Annotated in this window: 12 protein-coding genes and 2 pseudogenes; 11 read left to right on the top strand and 3 right to left on the bottom strand. The window is 71.0% G+C overall.

Going from position 1 to position 17011, the window contains the following annotated elements; all coding sequences use genetic code 11:
- Positions 1-183: pseudogene (locus tag EAO77_RS41375) on the bottom strand (hypothetical protein); the annotation flags it as partial.
- Positions 184-609: 426 nt separating this feature from the next.
- On the opposite strand from EAO77_RS41375, the gene EAO77_RS40125 reads away from it, so the two are divergent.
- The 4 genes from EAO77_RS40125 (at position 610) to EAO77_RS19215 (ending at position 2654) form a co-directional block, all read left to right on the top strand.
- Positions 610-1134, top strand: coding sequence for a contact-dependent growth inhibition system immunity protein (locus tag EAO77_RS40125; RefSeq protein WP_261994026.1), 525 nt, complete (start codon positions 610-612; stop codon positions 1132-1134).
- 42 nt (positions 1135-1176) lie between these two features.
- The gene (locus EAO77_RS19225) at positions 1177-1650 is read left to right on the top strand and encodes a hypothetical protein (RefSeq protein WP_147989515.1); all 474 of its coding nucleotides are present in this window, start codon (positions 1177-1179) and stop codon (positions 1648-1650) included.
- A gap of 128 nt (positions 1651-1778) precedes the next feature.
- The gene (locus EAO77_RS19220; RefSeq protein ID WP_147989514.1) at positions 1779-2231 is read left to right on the top strand and encodes a hypothetical protein; all 453 of its coding nucleotides are present in this window, start codon (positions 1779-1781) and stop codon (positions 2229-2231) included.
- A gap of 9 nt (positions 2232-2240) precedes the next feature.
- Positions 2241-2654, top strand: a complete 414-nt coding sequence (locus EAO77_RS19215; RefSeq protein WP_147989513.1) for a hypothetical protein — start codon at positions 2241-2243, stop codon at positions 2652-2654.
- Positions 2655-3274: 620 nt separating this feature from the next.
- Here EAO77_RS19215 and EAO77_RS19210 read toward each other — a convergent pair.
- Positions 3275-3895, bottom strand: a complete 621-nt coding sequence (locus tag EAO77_RS19210; protein WP_147989512.1) for a dihydrofolate reductase family protein — start codon at positions 3893-3895, stop codon at positions 3275-3277.
- Between the two features lie 176 nt (positions 3896-4071).
- Here EAO77_RS19210 and EAO77_RS40120 point away from each other — a divergent pair, with 176 nt between their 5' ends.
- The 5 genes from EAO77_RS40120 to EAO77_RS19185 all read left to right on the top strand — a co-directional run bounded on the left by EAO77_RS40120 (position 4072) and on the right by EAO77_RS19185 (position 11015).
- The gene (locus EAO77_RS40120; RefSeq protein WP_261994025.1) at positions 4072-4704 is read left to right on the top strand and encodes an SseB family protein; all 633 of its coding nucleotides are present in this window, start codon (positions 4072-4074) and stop codon (positions 4702-4704) included.
- A complete protein-coding gene (locus EAO77_RS19200) occupies positions 4701-5348 on the top strand; it encodes a hypothetical protein (protein WP_147989511.1) in 648 nt (215 codons plus the stop codon). The genes EAO77_RS40120 and EAO77_RS19200 overlap by 4 nt, the downstream gene beginning before the upstream one ends.
- On the top strand, positions 5348-10018 hold the full coding sequence (locus EAO77_RS19195; protein ID WP_261994024.1) for a putative T7SS-secreted protein: 4671 nt from the start codon (positions 5348-5350) through the stop codon (positions 10016-10018). Before EAO77_RS19200 ends, EAO77_RS19195 begins: the two co-directional genes overlap by 1 nt.
- Positions 10019-10035: 17 nt before the next feature.
- Positions 10036-10632 (top strand): hypothetical protein, encoded by a 597-nt coding sequence (locus tag EAO77_RS19190; RefSeq protein ID WP_147989510.1) that lies wholly within the window; start codon positions 10036-10038, stop codon positions 10630-10632.
- Between the two features lie 95 nt (positions 10633-10727).
- Positions 10728-11015: an ATP-binding protein gene (locus tag EAO77_RS19185; RefSeq protein WP_147989509.1), complete on the top strand. Its 288-nt coding sequence runs from the start codon at positions 10728-10730 to the stop codon at positions 11013-11015.
- A gap of 27 nt (positions 11016-11042) precedes the next feature.
- Here the strand turns inward: EAO77_RS19185 and EAO77_RS19180 are convergent, their stop codons facing one another.
- Complete coding sequence (locus EAO77_RS19180) at positions 11043-13826, bottom strand: hypothetical protein (RefSeq protein ID WP_147989508.1); 2784 nt, start codon at positions 13824-13826, stop codon at positions 11043-11045.
- A 79-nt stretch (positions 13827-13905) separates the two neighbouring features.
- On the opposite strand from EAO77_RS19180, the pseudogene EAO77_RS19175 reads away from it, so the two are divergent.
- A pseudogene (locus tag EAO77_RS19175) lies at positions 13906-14040 on the top strand (AraC family transcriptional regulator); the annotation flags it as partial.
- 238 nt (positions 14041-14278) lie between these two features.
- A partial coding sequence (locus tag EAO77_RS19170) for a PQQ-dependent sugar dehydrogenase (protein WP_187283307.1) occupies positions 14279-17011 on the top strand: 2733 nt, incomplete at its 3' end.

Below are 17011 nucleotides of genomic sequence, written 5' to 3'. Positions count from 1 at the left end.
CGGGAGCCGCCCGGCGCAGGCGACATGCTCCGAACGCCGGGGGGCCAGGCGCAGCAGGCCGTCGGCGCCGACGGTGTACGTGAAGGGCTGCGCCAGGTCCGCCGCGGTCTGCTCCGCAGCCCAGCGCGCGAACTCCTCACGGGTGGCGACCGSGACSCCGCCGGGCGGCACCCGCTGCGGGATGCCGGGCCGCGCCCGCTTCGCGACACCGGGCCTGGTCCGCTTCTGTACCCGTACATCGGACCACCCGAGCTCGCGGCCGCGGCCCCTGACTCGCCCGGCGGCGTCCCGGTCGCCACCCGTGAGGAGTTCGCGCGCTGGGCTGCGGAGCAGACCGCGGCGGACCTGGCGCAGCCCTTCACGTACACCGTCGGCGCCGACGGCCTGCTGCGCCTGGCCCCCCGGCGTTCGGAGCATGTCGCCTGCGCCGGGCGGCTCCCGGTCCACGGGGCGGGCGAGGTCCTGTTCCGTCCGGACTCCGGCGGCTGGGAGGTCGAGGAGATCTCCAACTTCTCGACGGGCTACTGCCCGGAGCCGGCGTCCTTCCCCCGCGTCGCGGCTGCTCTGGACGCCTGCGCTCTCGCCCGCCCGGCACACTTCACCCATGCGGTGGTCTTCCGCCGCTGCGAGGAGTGCGGCACCACCTGCGTCGTCAAGGACGACCACTACGTCTGCGCAGTCTGCGACGCGGACCTGCCCGTGCGGTGGAACGTCGATCGCGCCGTGCGTCCCGAGGCGGCCCCGCCACCCCCGCTCCCCGCGCACGGCATCGACACGGCGCGGTCGTTGGAGGAGTTGGAGGGTGACGTCTGGCCGGCTCCCGGGCCGCCGGTGACCGCTCTGGTCGAGGCTGTCCACGCGCTGCGCCGCCGCCCGGTCGGAGCGCTCGGCACCTGGGACATGATCCGCCTCCTCGGCCAGCGCGTGGGCGCGGCGGTCCTGGTCCCCGTCGCGCTCGACCTCCTGCGCGCCTCGCTGCCGCGGCAGGCGACCGGAGGCTGGTTCGAGGACGACCTGCTCGCGGCGGTGGCCGCGCAGCCGCCGGAGTTCTGGGCCGAACACCCCCACTGGCACGCGGAGACGGCACGCATCGCGGACGCCGTGGCGGGATGTCCGGGCGGCCCCGCCGGATGACCGCGCCCCACGGCCCCCGACGTCTCGAACGCCTCCTTCGTCGTGGCACGTCTCCTGCTGGTCGCGATGGCAGCCGGGGGGATCTTCACCGGGTTCCAGGGGCTGAAGGCGCAGGACGACATCGGGTGGAGCGACGAGGAGCTGAGCTCGGCGGTCGAGGGCGCCATCGCCTCCCTGAGCGGCAGTTCCGCACACGGCAGCCCGCTCGACGGACCCGACACCCCCGAGGACTTCGACGGCGCCTGCGGCATCAAGGTCCGGCAGGAGATCGTGGAGCAAGGCAGCGGCGACGCCCCGCAGTTCGGGGTGTCCGCCGAGGTGCCGGGCGAGGCGACGGCGGACCACGCCCGGTACGCGGTGTCCGCCGACGGGGCGAGTGCCTGGTTCTGCATGGACGTCACCCGCGCCCACACCGGCTGGGCCGAGACCGTGGCCCCGGGCGGACTGGGCGAGTCCTCGAAGGTGCGGCTCCCGGAGTTCACGCACCAGGTGACGAGCCGGGCGGGGGAGTGCTGACGGCTGGGCCGACAGCAGGGCTCGCGGCATTGCGAGCGGTCGGGTGCGCCTGCCCGGTGCCGCCCGGACCGGACGCCGCGGCGAAAAACCGGATGCCGTTCCTCGGCCCGGCAGGCACGCTCGTGGCCATGTCGACCGATGTCAGCGGAATGATCGAGTGCCGTCCGGGAGCCCGTATCTGGGGTCACGACGACGAGGACACCGTCTGGGAGGCCGGTATCGACCTCCTTCTGCTGAACACCGGCAACGCCTACGACGGCCTGGCCTGCCTCTTCGGGATCCGCAATACCTTCGGCTTCCGACCCCTGGCGGAGGACCGGGGCCTGCCGGACGACGTGTCTGACGGGCTGCGTGAGATGTACGCCGGATACGGCGGCCCCCCGGACGTCTACGGCACGACATGGCTGAGCTGGGCCGAACTGGCTGCCGTCGACTGGCAGGAGACGGACGCCTCCGGCAGGTGCAGCCGGGCGTCAGCCGCAGGACCGGACACGCACTGGGGACCGGTGTGGGACGTCATGCGCGTCCTCGGCGAACTCCATGGAGCGGAGAACGTCCGTCTCGTCGCCTGGTTCCACTGAGGTGATCCCGTGCAGACCAGATTCCGCTTCAGGAGCCCGATCTGTGGTCTGGCGGCGGACCTGTCACCGGAGTTGAGGCCCGTGACGAGCAGGCCGCCCGCCGGGATCGTCGTCGGCAGAGGTGTGTGGCTCGTGCTTCCGAAGGGCGGTGTCCATGGGCAGGATCTCGCCTGGCTGTGCCTGGGCGTCAGCCTGTGCGGCAGGGAGCCGGCCGAGGACCGTCCGGGTGGCGTGGCCGTCGTCGTGGACTCCCTCGCGTATCCCCTGGCCGATTACCTGCCGGAGGTCGCGGCCCTGGTCATGGAGGAGTTCCTGCTCGCGGAGCTGGGGCGGGAGAGCCGCGCCGGACGGGTCACGTACTGCTCGCGGCACCGGGCGTACGCGTTCGACTGGGGTACGGAGCGGCCGTTCTCCGAGCTGTAGGGGCATCCGCACGATGCCTTGGCACCCCGGCCCTCCTACTGGAGCGCGCCCGCGTGGCGGCCATCGGCGAGGACGGCGTCCACCAGGGGCGCCTTCGCGCCCGGGGCCAACGAACCACTGTTCGGTGGGGTTGATATCGACGCGGGGCGGGAGAGAGCAGAGATGGACGAGCAGGCGGTTCGTACGGTGAGCGCATGCGGGACATGCGGGGCCGAGAGTGAGCGGTGGGTCGTGCAACTCATCCGGGCGAACCGGCTCCGCTGGGAGGCCGACTACTCGTGCGCCCGCTGCGGGACGATCGCGTGCGACGGTGACTGGGGGCCTGCTCCTGCGGATGTCCGGGCGGCGCTCGTTGCGGAGCACGGTGAGGTTGTGCTGCTTTTCAGGAACGACGCTCGGAACTCCGGGCGGGTCCTGAAGGCATTCCGGGACGCTCTGGGCCTGACTCTCGCGGAGGCGAAGAGTGCCGCGGAGGCCGTACGCGGCCAGGGATTCCGATCCACGCGAGTCGAAGGGGAACTCGTGAGGCGACTCCTCGGACCGGCGGTGATCAGACGCGCGGCATGACCCGGCGGGCAGCGCGGTACCGCGCGTGCGTCTCGGCGCGTGCTCCCGGCCGGTCAGCGCAGGACGCGGTAGGTCAGGTGCGTGACCAGGCTCGCCGCGCGGGAGGAGAGCTGTTCCAGCTTCAGGGGCGGGACGCCCTCGAAGAGGCGGGTGCCGCTGCCGAGGGTGACCGGGGAGATGGCGAGGCGGAGTTCGTCGATCAGGCCGGCGGCGAGGTACTGGTTGAGGGTTGTGGCGCCGCCGACGACCGCGACCTCGCCGTCCCCGGCCGATGCGCGGGCGCGAGCCAGGGCGGCGGTGATGCCGTCGGTGACGAAGTGGAAGGTCGTGCCGCCGGCCATCGGCTGCGGCTCGCGGGCGTGGTGGGTGAGGACGAACACCGGTGAGTGAAAAGGGGGTTCGTCGCCCCACCAGCCGTCCCACGGCCGGTCCCAGCCGCCGCGCACGGGACCGAACATGTTGCGCCCCATGATGTACGCCTGAGCCTCGCCGAACCGCTCGATCTCGGCCCTGTTCTCGTCCGGGGTCTCGAACATCCAGGCGTGGAGCACGGCGCCCGACCCGTCGCCCCCGTCGTCACCGAAGGGGCGCTCCTCGGTCTGGTGGTGCCCGGCGGTGTACCCGTCGGCCGAGACGGTGATGGTGCCGATCACCCGGCCGGTGTCTGCGGTCATGGCTTGCTCCCTCTCTTTCGGCGATGCGCCAGGACGTCCCGGCATTATGCGCGGCGCGTCCTTCCGATCGCTTCTGTGCGCACGGGTGTTGTTGCATGTGCGTACGTGAAGCAGGTGGGGAGCAGGCGCCTGACGTGTGATGCACGGCACCATGGAAGGTCTGTCCGATTATCTGATTGCTCGTGGAAAGCGCTGCTGACAGCATCTCCCGAGTGATGGACAACGGGGATGAAATGGCGGGGCAGCGTCCTGCCTCGGGTCTGGACCGACTGCTCGAAGCGGCGTCACCGCACATGCCGCCGACCACTGTCGAGGCGGCCGGCAGCGCGGAAACCGCAGCCGACGTCGACGCCTCGGCCGACGTGGAAGCCACGGTTGAAGCAGAAGCAGAAGCGGACACAGACACGGCTGCAGCCGCGGCCGTCGGCGCTGAGGCCGTCGCCGGCGATGTCGCCCGCGCGCGCAAGGACTTCGCGCGCCTGCTCGGTGACTTCCGGCGGACGGCGGTGCTGGTGCCCTTCGACGAGCACGACAGCCTCTGGACGGCCGACTTCGGCGGAGTGCGGTGGATCTGCGCCTTTTCGGACGAGGCGGCCCTCGCGGACTTCGCCCGCGCCCGCGGGGAAGCCGGCCGCGTCCGGACCTACCGGACGGTGCTGGGCGCACGCCTGCTGGACGTGATGGTGCCGATGCTGCCAGGGCCGGCGGGAGTCGCGCTGGACGCGGGCGCCGACGGCGGCATGCTGTTCCCGCCGGTCGCGGGCATCGTGCCGGACGCCGTCGCAGTGGATCTCGGGGGGTCGCGATGAGCGGTGGCGAGCCCGAACTGCGGGCATCGGAACTGGCGCTGGCGGCGATCGCCGCCGGTATCGATCTGGCGCATGCCGAGCTCAAGGAGCTCGGCATGATCGGTGAGGCGTCCACGGGACGCGGCTTCTCCGATCTGGCGCTGTCGGGGCTGGAGCTCGGACACGGCGGTCTGACGGGCACGTTCGAGACCTTCTGCGCGCGGTGGGAGTGGGGCGTGCGCGCGCTGACGCTCGAGGGGAACGCCTTCGCCCAGGGCGTCGGGCTCTCGGCGGGCTCGTTCGCCGAACAGGAGCAGTACGTCAAGGACACGATCAAGATCGGTGTGAACTCCCTGAACGGGAATCCGCACCTGTCCGAGGACGAGGTCAAGCGGATGGACTGGGAGACCATCCGCGACCAGCGGACGTGGGACGACGCGGACTGGAGCGGCGAGTCCTTCTCCCAGGCGCACGAAGAGGTCAAGCAGACCTGGCGGGACACCGGTTACGACGTGATGGACGCCCAGATGGACGCGATGGAGCGTTCGGGGATCATCACGGAGGAGGAGCGCGCGGTCATCGACCGGCAGCAGCGGGAGACCTTCGACCCGTCAGAGGGCGCGATCGCGCAGGCCGAGGAGCCGCGCTGGGGAGACGACCGCTGATGCCGGACTGGGGGATCGTCGGCGACCTGGCCGGCAAGGCGACCGACAAGATTGTCGACACCGTCGACAGCGGGATCGACAAGGGCAAGGAACTCGTCGGCGAGGGCGTCGACTACGTCACCGACAAGGCCGGTCAGGGGCTCCGCCACCACGGCTACGACTCGCTCGCCGATGACGTCGAGGACTGGGGCGACGCCACGGCTTCCTCCCTCGGCGCGGAGGTCGGGGAGAAGCAGCTCGGGCAGACGGAGGAGGCCGACGAACTGGTCCACGGCAAGCCGGACAAGATCGCGGCCACCGTGAAGAACCTGCGGGACTTCCAGGCCGCGTTCGGCCTCGTCGGCGCGGGGATGAAGCGTCTGGACTCGAAGAATTGGAAGGGCGAGGCCGCCGAGGCGTTCCGGAAGAAGTTCGCTCCCCTGCCGACGGACTGGCTGCGGGCTGCCGACGCGTTCGGAGACGCGGCGAAGGCGCTGGAGAGCTACTCGAAGGCGATGGTCGGGGCGCAGGGCAAGGCGCGCGAGGCGATCGCCCTCTTCAAGGAGGGGGAGAGCGACTCGAAGACGGCCGTCGACGCCTTCAACAAGAAGGTCGACGCCTACAACGCGGCCCGCAACGGAGACAGCCCGCTTCCGCACCCGGGCAAATTCTCCGACCCGGGCAAGCAGAAACGGGCCCGGGCCCGGGAGATCCTGGCCGACGCCCGCGCTGCCCGCAACACCGCGGGGGAGACCGCCAAGAGCTCGGTCACGGCGGCGATGGCCCATGCGCCCGAGGAGCCCACCGGCCGCGAGAAGCTCAAGCTCGAAATGACTGACATGGCCCTCGGCCAGAGCATCGAGCTGACCCACTTCGGCGGCGGCATCATCAAGGGCACCGCCGGCATCGTCAACTTCGTCCGCTCCGTCAACCCGATCGACCCGTACAACCTGACCCACCCCGCCGAGTACTACAAAGGCGTCAACATGACGCTCGCCGGCCTCGTCTCCACCGCCGCCAATCCCGACCGCGCGCTGAAGAACGCCTGGGAGGCCGCGAAGGGCGACCCGTCCGAATTCCTCGGCCGTCTGGTCCCCGAGATCGTCGGCACCAAGGGCGCGGGAGCGGTCAAGGGGCTCGCCACCGCGGGCATGCGCAGCGGAGCCAAGCACGCCCTGACGGAGGGCGCGGAGTCTGCCGCGCAGAAGGCCGCCCGGGAGAACCCGGCGGGCACGTCCCGCCCCGAACACGCCGTCGAGAACGGCGCGTCCGACCCGATCGACCTGGCGACCGGCGTCATGTACCTGCCGCAGACGGACCTCGTCCTGCCCGGCGTCCTTCCTCTCGCGTTCCACCGCCGTGTCGCCTCCGACTACCGCTCGGGGCAGTGGTTCGGCCCGTCCTGGGCATCGACCGTGGACCAGCGGCTGGAGATCGATGCGGAAGGCGTCGTCTTCGTTCGCGAGGACGGCCGGCTCATCGCCTACCCCCATCCCGCACCGGGTGTTCCGGTCCTGCCGGGGTACGGCGCACCCTGGCCGCTGGACCGCTCCCCGGACGGCGACTACAGCGTCACCGACCCGGACAGCGGCCGTGTCCTGCGCTTCTCCCCGCTGACGGAGGACTGCGCGCTCCTCGTCCAGGTCGACGACCGCAACGGCCACCGGCTCACCTTCGAGTACGACGAGGCGGGCGCTCCCACCTCGATCGTCCACAGTGGGGGCTACCGCCTGGTGATCGCCACGGAGGCCGGACGCGTCTGCTCCCTGGCCCTGGCCGGGGGCGCGGCCGACGGAAGTGATCAGCAGATCCTCCGCTACGGGTACACCGGCGGACACCTCACCGAGGTCGTCAACTCCTCCGGCCTGCCGCTGCGTTTCAGCTACGACGAGCGCGGCCGGGTCACCTCGTGGACCGACACCAACGACAGCCGCTACGACTACACGTACGACGACCTGGACCGCTGCGTCGCCGAGCAGGGCGAAGCGGGCCATGTCACGCTCCATGTCGACTACGGTGACCCGCACCCGGACACGGGCCTGCGGGTCACCACGACCACCACCGGGTCGGGCGCCGTCTCCCGGTACGTGATCAACGAAGCCCATCAGGTGGTCGAGGAGACCGACCCGGTGGGTGCCGTCACCCGCTACGAGCGCGACCACCGCAACCACCTGCTCCGCCACACGGACCCGCTGGGCCGGACCTCACGCTTCACCTACGACGCGGCGGGCCGCCCGCTGACCGCCGTCCGCCCGGACGGCCGCGGCACGGAGGCGGAGTACGACACCCTCGGGCTGCCCGTGCGCATCGTCAACCCGGACCGCACGGTGCTCCGGTACGCCTACGACGAGCGCGGCAACCGCACGGAGGCGGTCGCGCCGAACGGCACGGTCGCCCGCTGGACCTACGACGACGCAGGGCGCCTCACCTCGGCCACGGACGGACTCGGCAACACCACGCGGGTGCGCTGCGACGCCGCCGGCCTGCCCGTCGAGATCAGCGACCCGCTCGGCGCGGTCACCCGGGTCGAACGGGACGCCTTCGGCAGGCCCTCGTCGATCGCCGACCCCCTGGGATCGGTCACGCACTTCGTGTGGACGACGGAGGGCAAGCTCGCCCGCCGCGTCGAGGCCGACGGCAGCGAGCAGTCCTGGACGTACGACGGCGAGGGCAACTGCGTCGCCCACACCGACCCGCTCGGCCAGGTCTCCCGCTTCGAGTACACCCACTTCGACCTGCTCACCGCCCGCACGGGCCCGGACGGCGTGCGGTACGAGTTCACCCACGACCACGGGCTGCGTCTCACCCAGGTGCGGAATCCGCAGGGTCTGACCTGGGACTACGGCTACGACGCAGCCGGACGCCTGATATCCGAGTCCGACTTCGACGACCGGCTGCTCTCGTACGAGCGGGACGCCGCCGGGGCCCTGATCTCCCGCACCGACGTTCTCGGGCAGACGATCCGCTACGAGCGGGACGTCCTCGGCCGGGTGGTCCGCAAGGACGCGGCGGGCAAGGTCACGACGTTCGCGTACGACCTCACCGACGGCCTCGCAGAGGTGGTGAACCCGGACGCGACGGTGACCTTCCTCCGCGACCGGTTCGGCAGGCTCGTCAGCGAGACGGTGAACGGGCGGACCATCACCTTCACCTACGACGAACTGGGCCGCCGCACGGGCCGGACCACACCGACGGGCGCGGTCAGCACCTGGACGTACGACGCGGCCGGCCGCCGCAACACCCTGACCACGGCCGGCCGGACGATCACGTTCGAGCACGACGCGGCGGGGCAGGAAGTCGCCCGGCGGATCGGCGACACCCTCTCCTTCACCAACGAGTACGACGCGCTCGGCCGCCTCACCGGCCAGCAGGTGACCGGAGCCGCGGGCCGCAGCATCCAGCGCCGCGACTACGCGTACCGGGCCGACGGCCATCTGGTGTCGCTCACGGACCAGTTGAACGGCACGAAGACCTTCGACCTCGACCCGATCGGCCGGGTCACCGCCGTCCACGCGGCGAACTGGACCGAGCGCTACGCCTACGACGCGGCGGGCAACCAGACCGAGGCCTCGTGGCCCGCGGAACACCCAGGCCAGGAGGCCGTCGGCACCCGCGACTACACCGGCACCACCCTCACCCGCGCGGGCCGCGTCCGCTACGAACACGACCCCCTCGGCCGCGTCACCCTCCGCCAGAAGCCCCGCCCCTCGAAGAAGCCGGCGACCTGGCGGTACACGTGGGACGCCGAGGACCGCATGACGTCCGCCGTCACCCCGGAGGGGGTGGTGTGGCACTACGCGTACGACGCCCTGGGGCGGCGGACCGCGAAGCGGCGGATGGGGGGCGACGGGGAGGCCGTCGTGGAGGAGGTGGGGTTCACGTGGGACGGGGCGACGCTGTGCGAGGAGACGACCTTCCGGATGGAGGCCCCGCATGTGGTCGTACTGACGTGGGACGACGGGAATCGCGGGCCGATAATTCAAGTGGAGCGCCTGTTCCAACAGTCCAATCGACCGGCAGGGCGCACGCGAATCCTCCATGTTCTGTCGAGCTCATCCGGTACACCTGCTGAACTTTCCGATGAGCGTGGAAGAATTGTGTGGCTTGCGCGCTCGTCCCTATGGGGTCTGACGGCTTGGCGTGCTGACGCCGCAGCCTACACTCCGATGAGATTCCCGGGACAGTATTTCGATTCAGAGAGCGGGTTTCACTACAACTATTTCCGATATTACGACCCAGTTGTAGCCCGATACGGCTCTGTGGACCCACTGGGTATTGCTCCTGCATCCAATCCGGTCACCTATGTTGTCAACCCTTATGCGGAGATCGACCGTTTGGGTCTTTCTCCGTACAAAGTGCTGTACCACGGCGCTCAGGAGTGGAAGGGTGATAGTTTTTCGTTGGATCCTGATGTGAACGTGAAGCGGGAGTACACGCCGAATGCTGGTATATATTTGACGGATGATTTCAATCGTGCGGCGACTCAATACGCTGGACCATCTGGCACGGTGGTTCGGGTCGAGGTCCCCGCCGATCGGGCCGAGGCGTGGTTGCGTCTGCATGAGGGGCCGGCTGGGAATCTTCCGGAGTATTTCGTCAACTCCTCAAGTGACCTTCCGTTGCTCAATGCCCAACTGCGTCATCTTCCGCAGGCTCAAGCGGTCATGGAGCATTTCATGGGGAACTTCTAGTCTCGTAGGGTGATTTTGTGAGTCGAGAATTGGTGGCCAGGGAAATCTTTGGACCGCTCGGTGGCGTCCTGGAGATTTCTGCCGTCAGGTATTCGGGCTACCTGGTGCCGGTGGAAGCCCGTAGCTTTCAATCGTTCGTTGCTGGGATCGAGGATGAGTTGGCCGCAATTCTCGATCAGATCGAAAACCTGAGTAAAATCTCGCGTAGTGAAGCGTCAATCTTTGAAAGCCTTGGGTATGGGGCTCCGCACGAGATCTCACTTGCGGCGCTGGTGATGTGGTCTTGTGGGGTGGCTGGATTTTCCTCGAATGATGTCGAGAGGATGGTCGTGGCGGGATCTGACATTCAGCTTTCGCGCCTCACGCAGGCCCTGATCTTCTCTGCCCCGAGTGAGGGGGTTGCCGCGAACTCCGAAGTGATTCGGCGAATCTTGCTCGGTTGCCTTCGGATTCTAGGTAGATCAACTACGGGTGACCTCTCGCTTGCGCTCAGGATTTGGTCGGTTTCGATACTCCCCGCATACCTGAGTCCTGCCGCCGGTGCGAGCGCGGATTCCAGGGAAAAGGTACGAGCGTATGCGCGGTGCTTGATGGCAGAGGGTTTCAATCCGTGAGGAGCTTCGTGAACTCTCACGTCAACTTTGTCTACCCTGTTGGCTGAGGGGGCGTGTGAACGGTCGGTACTGGCGCAAAGTGGTCTCCGAGAGGCATTCGGCCTGGCGTGGGGTGTTCAACGCGGACGGCCAATGCACTCGTGCACGGGGTGCCGCCCGGACGCGGCTATCTGGTGCGGCTGGTGAACGAGGACGCCGGCCGCCGTCTCCGCGTCGAGGTGCACGACAGCGGGGACGGACGGCCGGCGATTCCGGGTGGGCCCGGGCTCGGTGAGGAGTCGGGGCGTGGGCTGCTGATCGTCGGCGCGCTCGCCGACACCTGGGGTGTCGACGAGCGCGAGCCGGACAAGGTGGTGTGGTGCTCCTTCACCCGGAGGCCGTGAGGCCGTGGGGGCGTGGGCCCAGGAGGGCTACGGCACGTTGCGGACGGTGCCTTCGAAGGGCTGCCCGGTCGGGCTGCCCTCGTCGTCGATGAGCTGGAGGCGGACGTACTCGGCCGGCTCACGCAGCCGGTCGCGGACGGTCGGGACGGTCAGGTCGGCGGTGGTCTCACCGGCCGGGACCGCGGTCCAGAGGGTGCGGTACTCCAGCTCCGAGAGCGGGACGGCCGGGTTCGGGATCTCTTCCACGAGCATGCGCAGCCAGTCCTGGTCGACGTCGGCCGTGGAGAGCTCCGCTCGGCCGTCCGGGACGGCGGACAGCTCGGCCACGACGGGGATCTCGACGTCAGCCGGCTCGGAGAGGGAGACCCGCCAGGTCAGCGGCCGGCCCTCGGTGACGTCGGCGGCCACCGGCTTGACGGTGACCTTCGGCAGGGGGTCGTCCTCGGTCGCGGTGACGCCGCCGGAGTCGGCGCCGACGACGGTGCCCGTGACGGCCTTGACCAGGACGTCGTGCGCGGTGCCCCAGCCGTAGCGGGTGTTGCCGGTGACCTCGACCTGGACGTCGATGCCCGCCGTGCCGGGGCCGACCTGGACCAGGCGGTTGGTGGTGGCACCGGTCGCCGGGTCGACGACGTAGAGGCGGACCGTGCCCGTGCTCTCGCCGGTGGTGCGGACGGGCACCGTGTAGGTGCGGGTGCCGGAGTCGCCCTCCTCGACGGTGAGGCGGCCGAGGTCGACGCGGGTGAGCGGCGCGGCCTCGACGGCGGGGGTGCCCGGCTGCCAGGCCCAGGCGTCCATCAACCAGGCCTTGCCGGAGCGCGAGACGGGGAGCAGTTCGAGGGAGGCGAGCTGCGTGAGATCGAGCTTCGCGGTGTTCGCCGCGGTGAGCGGGACGCGGACCTCCTGGGCCCAGTAGGAGGAGGTGCGGTCGGTGCCGGGCAGGCCGTCGACGCGGACGCGTCCCAGGGCCGCACGCTTGCCCGTCGCGTCCTTCACGGCCACGTCGAACTGGGTGCCCCGGCTGTTCGGCGGGACGGCGATGCGCAGGGCGAGCGACGTCGAGCCCTTGGCGGAGAGCGGCTTCTCGGGCGTCACGCGGGCGGGTGTGCCCGGGGCGGTCCAGGCGAGGGCGATCGCGCGGCGGCCGGCCTCGTGCTCCGGGCGCCAGTAGGCGAAGTGCGGCGAGGAGCCGATGACGCCCTCACCGAGGCAGGCGGAGCCGCCGGGTGCGACGGCGTCGCAGAGGCGGGCGCCGGAGACCTTCAGCGGGTCGTCCGGCAGGAAGCCGGCGCTCCGGTGGCCGCCGACCGCGTGGGTCAGCACCCGGGCCGGGTCGGCGGAGGGCGCGCGGCGTCCGGTGCCGTCGACGAGCTCGCGTACGCGGTCGTCGCCGTCGACGAACAGCCGCGCGGCGGCGGCGATGTAGGTGGCGCCGGCCCTGTGCTGCTGGTCCGCGGTGAGGCGGCCCGCCCGGCCGGGGGAGCAGAGCGGGTCCGGGGCCTCGGGGTCGTGCCAGAAGTCGTCGTCGGCGGGGGCCGCGGCCTGGCCGGGGGTCCACTCGCTGTTGAAGTAGTTGTGGTTGGCGCCGACCATGTAGACCGAGCTGTGCAGGGCCTTGCCCCGGCTCACTCCGCGGGTGCCGTCGGCGTAGACCTGGCCCTGGAGGTCGGAGACGTCGCCGTCGCAGCCCGGCAGGATGGTGAGCGAGGGGACGTCGGCGACCGGGTTCTGGCCGAAGATCGTGGGACCGATGAGGACCGTGCCGCGGATCGTCCAGCGGGCGTCGCCGGGCGCGCCGTCCTGGGCGGGCGGCGGAGGATAGAGGCTGTCCATGGCCGCGCGGTTGACGCCCTCGCCGCCGCGGGAGTGCCCGACGAGGAGCACCCGGGACAGGTCCGGCTTCGGGGTCTTCCGCACCGCGGCGGGCGCGGATGCGGGGTCGGCGGCCCAGTCGGCCCAGCGGGCGAGGTGGCTGCGCACCAGCGAGGAGCGGGCCTGGGCGCCGCTGTCCTCGATGCCGCCGTCCTGGCCGTTGATGCCGTTGGCGGAGATCGAGACGGTGACGTACCCCTGTGAGGCGAGCAGTTGCTGGTCGCGCAGGTACCCCTTGTGGCTGGGGATCGGCTGCGCGCCCTTGGCACAGGGCCAGTCGATGGTCACCTCGTCGCCGCCCCTGCCGGGGACGTAGCAGGTGGCGTGGCGGCCGTGCAGGAAGAGGGCGACGGGCCGCTCACCGGTCGCGTCCTTCGGCGCCACGACCAGACCGCGCATCTCGACGGGCTCGGACATGCCGGGGAGCTTGACGGACGGCAGGTCGTACTCGCCGGTGGTCGTCGCGTACGGGCCCTTGGCGCCGGGGTCGACGGCTCCGGCGGGCTGGACGGGCGGCAGCCTCACGATGGTGGGCTTCGTCGCCCGGTGCTTCCCGGTGCCGGCGGCCGCGTCGAGCCGGCGGCCGGCCGCCTCGACCCGCAGATCGTCCAGGTCGGCGGCGCTCACCCCGTCGAGGGGGAGCCGGAAGGTCCGGTTGTCGTCCTGGGGCTCGGGTACGCCGAGCAGTGCGCCGTTCGCGCGGAACTCGACGCGGGCGTCCCCGTGCGGGACCGGCCGCGGTGAGCGCCACTCCAGGTGGCTCGCCCCGTCCTCGCCGGTGATCCGCCACCCGGGCGGAAGCCCGTCGGCGTTCCCCTGCGCCGACGTCGCGGTCCGTGTGCCGGGCGCTGCCGGGGCGGCGTGCGCCACCGCGGGCGCCGCCGCCATCACCGTGAGCACCGCTGTCGCGGTGGCCCAGGCTTTTCGGCCACGTATCAAGATTCCTCCTCAACCCCGTTGCGGGCGCGTTTGTTTCAGGTCGAACGCGCCCGCAACGGGGTTGAGGAGGAATCTTGATACGTGTATGGGCACCGCCACGACGCTGCGCCGCCACTTCCACCGGACCGTCGGCGTCCCGCCGGACACCTACCGCAGGACCTTCCGCGCCGGCCCGGCCGCGCCGGGTGACCGGACGCGCCCGCCGGGCGCCTGACGAGACGTCCCGCCCCCGCACCGGGGCGGTGTCCGGAAATGCTTTGTCCACCGGGTGGAAGAAGTTGGCGATTCCTCTGTCGAAGGGCTTACGCAGCGCGCCTTCGGCGCGCTAACTTCCAAACGTGCCAGTCCAGTTGACACCGGACGGCCCGCAGCGGCGTGACGGCGCACGCCCGCGTTCTCCCCGGCGGATCCGCAGTGGATCCGCCGGCACCCCCCACCCCTGGGAGACTTCCGTGCGCCACAGATCCCTCCGTGCCCGCAGAGCCGCCGGAGCCACCGCTCTGGCGCTCCTCACCGCCCTGCTGGCACCGGCCGTCCCGGCGGCCCAGGCGGCGGCCCCCGCCGCCGCCGAGGAGTTCCAGCAGGTCACCCTCGCCAAGGGCGTCGCCGAGACCGGCGAGCCCATGACCATGGCAGTGCTGCCCGACCGTTCGGTCCTGCACACCTCCCGCGACGGGACGCTGCGGCTCACCGACGCCGCCGGGACCACCAAGGTCGCCGGCCGGGTCGACGTGTACAGCCACGACGAGGAGGGTCTCCAGGGCATCGGCGTGGACCCCGGCTTCACCACCAACCGGCACGTCTACCTCTACTACGCGCCCAAGCTCGCCACCCCAGGCGGCGACGCGCCCGGCGACGGCACCGCCGCGGACTTCGCCCCCTTCGACGGCGTCAACCGCCTCTCGCGCTTCACCCTGCGCACCGACGGCACCCTGGACACCGCGAGCGAGAAGAAGGTCCTCGACGTCCCCGCCTCCCGGGGCATCTGCTGCCATGTCGGCGGCGACATCGACTTCGACGCCCAGGGGAACCTCTACCTGAGCACCGGCGACGACAGCAACCCCTTCGCCTCCGACGGCTACTCCCCGCTCGACGAGCGCGCGTCCCGCAACCCCGCCTTCGACGCCCAGCGTTCCAGCGGCAACACCAACGACCTGCGCGGCAAGGTCCTGCGCATCAAGGTCGCGGCCGACGGCTCCTACACGGTGCCCGCGGGCAACCTCTTCGCCCCCGGGACGGCGAGGACCCGCCCGGAGATCTACGCCATGGGCTTCCGCAACCCGTTCCGGATGAGCGTCGACAAGCAGACCGGCATCGTCTACCTCGGCGACTACGGACCCGACGCCGGCACGGCGAGCGCCACCCGAGGACCGGCCGGGCAGGTCGAGTTCAACCGCATCACCAAGGCGGGCAACTTCGGCTGGCCCTACTGCACCGGCGACAACGACGCCTACAACGACCACGACTTCGCCTCCGGGGCCTCCGGTGCCCGCTTCGACTGCGCGGCCCCCCGCAACACGTCGCCGCGCAACACGGGCCTGACCGACCTGCCGCCCGCGCAGCCCGCCTGGCTGCCCTACGACGGTGACTCGGTGCCCGAGTTCGGCGGCGGATCGGAATCGCCCATGGCCGGTCCCGTCTACCGCTACGACGCCGGCTCCGCCTCGGCCGTCAAGTTCCCCCAGAGCTACGACGGCAACTTCTTCGCCGGGGAGTTCGGCCGGAAGTGGATCCGCCGCGTCGCCCAGGACGGTTCCGGCACCATCCAGTCGATCAGCCCCTTCCCCTGGACCGGCACCCAGGTGATGGACATGGCCTTCGGACCGGACGGCGCCCTGTACGTCCTCGACTACGGCACCGGCTACTTCAGCGGCGACGAGAACTCCGCCCTCTACCGCATCGAACACGTCACGGACGGACGCTCGCCGGTCGCCCGGGCCGCGGCCGACCGCACCTCGGGCAAGGCCCCGCTCACGGTGGCCTTCTCCTCCGCCGGCTCCGCCGACCCCGACGGCGACACGCTGCGCCACGCGTGGCGGTTCGGCGACGGCGCCACCTCCACGAGCCCGAACCCGTCCCACACGTACACCGCCAACGGGCGCTACACCGCCGAGCTGACCGTCACCGACGGCACCGGCAAGCAGGCCACCGCCTCGGTGCAGATCACCGTCGGCAACACCGCCCCGACCGTGCGGCTCGAACTCCCCGCGCACGGCAGCATCATCGACCCCGGCGCGGCGGTGCCGTTCAGGGTGACGGTGACCGACCCCGAGGACGCCGCCATCGACTGCGCGAAGGTGAAGGTCACCTTCATCATCGGCCACGACAGCCACGGCCATCCCCAGACCTCCGCCACCGGATGTTCCGGCACGGTGCAGACCATCGCCGACGGCGAGCACGACCCCAACGCCAACATCTTCGGCGTGTGGGACGCGGAGTACACGGACGGCGGCGCGGGCGGGCAGCCGCCCCTCACCACCCACGACCAGCACATCAGCCAGCCCACCCACCGTCAGGGCGAGCACTACGGCGGCTCGTCCGGCGTCGAGGTGGTCAGCCACGCGCCCGCGCACGGCGGCCGGACGGTCGGCTACATCGAGAACGGCGACTGGATCTCGTTCACCCCGTACGCCCTCGGCAACGCCACCCGCTTCACCGCGCGGGTGTCGTCCGGCGGCGCGGGAGGCACCATCGAGGTACGCGCCGGCTCACCCACCGGCACCCTGATGGGCACGGTCGCCGTCCCGGTGACCGGAGGCTGGGAGACCTTCCAGGAGGTGAGCACCCCCCTCACCGACCGGCCCGCCGGCACCACCACGCTCCACCTGGTGTTCAAGGGCGGCGCCGGATCGCTCTTCGACCTCGACGACTTCCACTTCACCGTCTCCGGCGCGCCGCCGGCGTCCGCGGCGGTGAAGGGGGTGAACGGCAAGTGCCTCGACGTGAAGGGCGGTGTGGCCGCGGAGGGTACGCAGGTGCAGTTGTGGACGTGCAACGGTTCCGCCGCGCAGACGTGGCAGGTGCCGGGTGACGGCTCGGTGCGTGCGCTGGGCGGCTGCCTGGACGTGAGCGGCGGCGGCTCGGCGGACGGCACGAAGGTGCAGTGGTGGACGTGCAACGGGTCGGGTGCGCAGCGGTGGGCGGCGCAGCCGGACGGTTCGCTGCGCAACCCGCAGTCGGGCAAG

This window comes from Streptomyces sp. T39 (genome assembly GCF_008042045.1).
Classification (GTDB): domain Bacteria; phylum Actinomycetota; class Actinomycetes; order Streptomycetales; family Streptomycetaceae; genus Streptomyces.
The sequence above is the reverse complement of the archived record's forward strand: the minus strand, read 5'-3'. Positions and strand labels throughout refer to the sequence as shown.